Annotated in this window: 1 protein-coding gene; it reads right to left on the bottom strand. The window is 39.9% G+C overall.

The annotated features are described in order from the left end of the window. Positions 1-22: 22 nt before the first annotated feature. Positions 23-923: IS982 family transposase (locus WKT13_RS13315; protein ID WP_445323609.1), on the bottom strand; the 901-nt coding region annotated here is incomplete at its 5' end.

The following is a 923-nucleotide window of genomic DNA, read 5'->3' as shown; positions in this document are numbered from 1 at the left end:
TTAACGTGAGTTCGAAATAAAATTAGAAAATAGACAGTTGTCCGTCATTGACAAAATTTACATCAATGGCGGGCTTCTTTTCAAAAAGGCAGTATGCAGCTATAGCCGACAAAGAGTTGGCTATAAAGTTATTGAATGAACGATGTCTGGAGTGTTCTATCTGTGCAATGTTCTTCAATTCGTCATTGACCGTTTCAATCAGTGCTCTTTTTCTGAGCAGAATCTTGTCGGCAATACTCATCAGTGAATTCTTCATATTGTTTTTAACTTTAGTGACAAGCTGTATACCATTAAGGAAAAGGTTCTCAAACAGAGCCTGACCGATATATCCTTTGTCTGCACAGAGTTTTCCTTTGATATTCTTCAGAAACTTACCCTGCTTCAGAGGCTCGCGGTCATCCACGTTTCCAGGAGTGAACATAAAATTGAGAATCTCACCTTTGTCATTGATTATCAGATGCAGCTTGAATCCGAAAAACCATCCCATCGAACATTTGCCACGCTCGGCAAGCCCCTCAAATGTCTTATGGATAAGGATCCTTTGATTACGACAAACACGTAAAGGAGTGGAGTCGACAAAACTGATGCCGGTACAGGTTCCCAGCAGTACTTTTTTGATGAAGATAGTCAGGGGAAGTAATATTTCTTTCTCCAGTTCCACAAAACGGTTATAGGAAACCTGATGCGGAAAAAGGTGTTTCAGATGTTTGCAGACATATTCCTTGTAGTAATGTTTGAAGCAGCGGAAACCACCGGAGTGGAACAGGATAAGAATAACCATAATCTCTGCATCACTCATGCGGTTGGGTTTGTTACGATGCCTGGTTTTCTTATTCTCAATCATATATTTTTCCTGTTGCAATGTAAATTCCTTGCAAAAATCATCGGCCATACAATAAATCTCTGTAACTTTAGACTCTGGG

The sequence above is a fragment of the Prevotella sp. HCN-7019 genome (assembly GCF_037890215.1).
Taxonomy (GTDB): domain Bacteria; phylum Bacteroidota; class Bacteroidia; order Bacteroidales; family Bacteroidaceae; genus Prevotella.
The sequence above is the reverse complement of the archived record's forward strand: the minus strand, read 5'-3'. Positions and strand labels throughout refer to the sequence as shown.